The sequence below is a fragment of the Longimicrobium sp. genome (genome assembly GCF_036280135.1).
Classification (GTDB): domain Bacteria; phylum Gemmatimonadota; class Gemmatimonadetes; order Longimicrobiales; family Longimicrobiaceae; genus Longimicrobium.
This window is the reverse complement of sequence record NZ_DASURI010000781.1, coordinates 1-3,351: the sequence shown is the minus strand read 5'-3', so window position 1 is coordinate 3,351 and position 3,351 is coordinate 1. Positions and strand designations below refer to the sequence as shown.

The 3,351-nt window shown below is 68.8% G+C and carries 3 protein-coding genes and 1 tRNA gene; 2 read left to right on the top strand and 2 right to left on the bottom strand.

Annotated elements, in window-relative coordinates:
- A partial coding sequence (locus VFZ20_RS25130) for a phosphotransferase (RefSeq protein WP_329686709.1) occupies window positions 1–486 on the bottom strand: 486 nt, incomplete at its 3' end.
- 177 nt (window positions 487–663) lie between these two features.
- Between VFZ20_RS25130 and VFZ20_RS25125 the strand changes: the two genes are divergently transcribed.
- Window positions 664–737: transfer RNA gene (locus VFZ20_RS25125), tRNA-Arg, on the top strand.
- A 355-nt stretch (window positions 738–1,092) separates the two neighbouring features.
- On the opposite strand, the gene VFZ20_RS25120 is transcribed toward VFZ20_RS25125, so the two are convergent.
- On the bottom strand, window positions 1,093–1,788 hold the full coding sequence (locus tag VFZ20_RS25120) for a hypothetical protein (protein ID WP_329686708.1): 696 nt from the start codon (window positions 1,786–1,788) through the stop codon (window positions 1,093–1,095).
- Window positions 1,789–2,299: 511 nt separating this feature from the next.
- On the opposite strand from VFZ20_RS25120, the gene VFZ20_RS25115 reads away from it, so the two are divergent.
- The gene (locus VFZ20_RS25115) at window positions 2,300–2,521 is read left to right on the top strand and encodes a hypothetical protein (RefSeq protein WP_329686707.1); all 222 of its coding nucleotides are present in this window, start codon (window positions 2,300–2,302) and stop codon (window positions 2,519–2,521) included.
- Window positions 2,522–3,351 lie beyond the last annotated feature (830 nt).

Here is a 3,351-nt window from a genome sequence, read left to right as displayed (position 1 = left end):
GAACAGCCGTGTCGTGGGCCGCGCCAGGTCGAAGTCGATCAGCCCGTACGGGACGCCGTCCCGGAACACCACGTTGTCCGGTGTCACGTCGCAGTGCCCGATCAGCTCCGGGGGGTCGTCCACGTTGGTGGTGAACGCCGTGTCCCAGGGCGCGTCGGGCGGCGCCTCGTACGTGCTCACCGCGTCGTGGAACCGCCGCAGCAACCGCGCGACCCCGCCCAGCGCCTCCTCGGTGGCCGCGTACGGCCGTATCGGCCGCCCCGGGGTCTCCCCCGGCATCCACGTGAGCACCTCCCGGCCCTGCTCGTCGATGCCGAGAAACCGCGGCGCCCCGTCGAACCCCACCCGCTCCAGATGCCCCAGCAGCCCGTGCACCGCCGGGCTGTGCGCCCGCAGCGGCCGTCTCACCGTGTCCCCCACCCGGACGACGCCCTCCGTGACGTCCCCGCCCGCCAGGACGACCTCCTGCCCCTGCTCCACAGCCACGATCAACAAAGATAGGCCCCGCCCGGCACTTCCCCACCCCGGATCTCCATGGCCTGAAGCCACAGGTCCCCCCTACACTGTGGGACGGCATCCGGCCCCCAGCCGGATCCAGCACTCGACCGAGGGCTCCGGCGGACCACCCCGTCCGTCTCGCCCCCGGCCGAGCGAGACACGAGAGCGCCCGTAGCTCAGCTGGACAGAGCACCGGACTTCTAATCCGACGGTCGCAGGTTCGAATCCTGCCGGGCGCGCTTCTCCTCCCCGCGAAAACACCCTGTGACCAGGGAAACGCGCTCTCTCCGATGATCGCCCGTAGGCCACCGTCAGCAGCCCCGTAACAGCGTTCACGGAATATACGCGGAATGATCTTGGCCACATCCGCGCAGGTCAGCGCCGAGAAACAGACACGCCCCGGGTGAAGTCCTCCCATCCCAACCCGCCGTACCGCCAAAGCCCGCTCCCGAGCACTGATCGTCTGCGACGTCGTCCACGGCCCGTACACCCGGATCACCGCACGGAAGTACAGCGCCTCCACCTCCGGATCACCCACGGCAGCAGAGCCCGCCCCGTCCGGCACCGCATCCGAGCCGACGAAACCTGGCCCGTTCACCGGGCCGCCCCGTTCCCGGCCAGCGCAGCGGCCACCCGGTCGGCCACCGTCACCGGATCGTCCACCGGTCCGATCGTCCGCCCAGTGTCGGCCCAGGTGAACGACCATGCCCCGTCCAGGTGGTCACAGCCGACCTCCACCGGCCGGTGCGCCGCCCCCATCGCGACCACGTTCAGCATCGGCACGCCGCCGCGCGCCACGATTCCGCACGCCAGCTCCCGCCGCCCGCACAGCACCGCATCCAGCGCCGCCAGATGCAATCGGCGAGGCCCGAACGCCACCCGCACGTTCGCCGCCTCAAACCGCGCCCGATCAAAACCCATCGCCCACTCCCATCGCTCGAAGCGGGACCGGCGACGCGGCGGCATGGCCTCCCCTCCAGACGGCCAACCGAAGGGATTGAAATGCCGCGCCGGCCATCCACCACGCTGCCGGCTGACGTACTTGGCGACCTCGGCCGCCGCGCCCGTCACGTCGGTGGTGGGGTGCTTGCTGTCCCCCCGTCGCCAGGTGAAGGTTCGCCCGGAAGCGCTCACGAACACCCACACGCACACGCCCGGAATGGCCGTCCCGATCGACAGGCCCGGCAACTCTTCGCTGATCTGCGCCCCGATGCCCAGCCGCGTGAGCGCGTCGCGCAGCGCGCCCAGGAGCCGCAACTCCTGCTCTTTGCCGATCTCGTCGCTTGCCATGGCCACAGCATCCGGCCAGGTCATGTCGCGTCTCGATGCTGCGAAGCCGTCGTCTTGGACGGCTGAGTTCCGCGACTGTCTCATGTTTGTCTCGCGTCGCGTCACGCCCCCGGTTAGCCTGACCTTGACAGCGAGAAAGGACGGTCCGGTGGCCCCCACGCCGATCCTGCTTCAAGTCCTCCTGCAAGAGCGGCAATTGCTCCGCTATGGCATGTTCTGCGCTGAATACGACAAAGCCGCGCGCAAGGTCGACCCCTGCCTAGTGGGTGCCCCGCCGAGCCGCGCCCAGTTCCACCGGTGGGTCAATGGGAGACTCCGGCGACCGCCCAACACCGACTACTGCCGCGTCCTGGACGTCATGTTCCCGGACTGGACCGTCGAACAGCTCTTTGCCCCAGGCCCGCGGAGTGGACGCGCCGACATTCATCATCGAGCGCCAGCCATCCGGCGCGGGCCTGTATGCCACGTTCGATCAGATCTTCACGTCCCTCTGGGAACGGAGCACACCCGTATGACCACCGCGCCCGCATCGCTGCTGCCCATCGCCCTCGAAGCGGTCGCCATAGCCAGCAATCTCATGCGCACCCGAGTCCCGGGCCTGCTCACCGCCAAGGGCGACCGCGACATGGCCTCCGAAGTCGACTACGCCATCGAACGCGCCATCCGCGACCACCTACGCACCAAAACCCCCGGCATCTGGAGCAGGTTCACGGCATCGCTCCGCACTACCTGACCGGCTGGTACCCGCCCGTCAACACCTGGGAGACCCTGCTACGGCGCCACGAGAACACCCACGACCGTGACGGATGGGACACCCACTCCCACGCCGGCCTCCCAGACGTCAGCTGGTGAATCCCGCGGCCACTTGGGCGAGCGTGGTTCTGGGGCTTCGCAGCCCCCATGCCTCCGTGAACCGGAGCACTCGTCCGCGCGGATCTGTCTGTCCCACCGTCGCGTCGTCCGCGCGGACGAGCACTCCGGACCGCCCGCTGTGCTTGCCGACCAGATGCAGGCCGTTGACTGTCACCGGTGATCAGTACTCTGCCTGTGCTGGAGACCGGTCTGAGCACCCACGAGGGTCCGCGGCTCAGGGAGGGTGGGTATGGACCCGTTCCCGGATACGTCCCGGAACGGGGAGAATCCCATGACACCACCCTCCCTCCAGCCGCCCTGTCCCGAAGAGCAGCCCCGCACGGGACAGGCCAAGATCCGGAACATATACGGAATGATCATGGACGGGCGGGCTCCCGGTGAGTGCGCACGAGCAGGTCACGCCGTGTTCGGCCGGGCCGGTGGCCAGTCCACTTCTCATCCGACGGGTCGCAGGTTCGAATCCTGCCGGGTGCGCTTCCTTTTCCGCGAAGACTCCTTTGAGCAGGGGAAACGTGCTTTGTTCGGGGAGCGTTCGCATTCGGCCGGAGTGAGGCGGCGGCTTGGCGTGGGGCGTGTGGTCCAGCGCATGCCTGGCGGTATCGCCCGGCCTAGACTGCGCGCATGAATCTCACCGATGCGACTCGCATGATCCTGGCGGAGTCCGCGGCCCTGCCGGACCTGATGAGGGTC

Bases quoted from the DNA above. Each gene is read 5' to 3' on its own strand.
- VFZ20_RS25120 (WP_329686708.1), bottom strand. From the start codon at position 1,788: ATGGCAAGCGACGAGATCGGCAAAGAGCAGGAGTTGCGGCTCCTGGGC.
- VFZ20_RS25115 (WP_329686707.1), top strand. From the start codon at position 2,300: ATGACCACCGCGCCCGCATCGCTGCTGCCCATCGCCCTCGAAGCGGTC.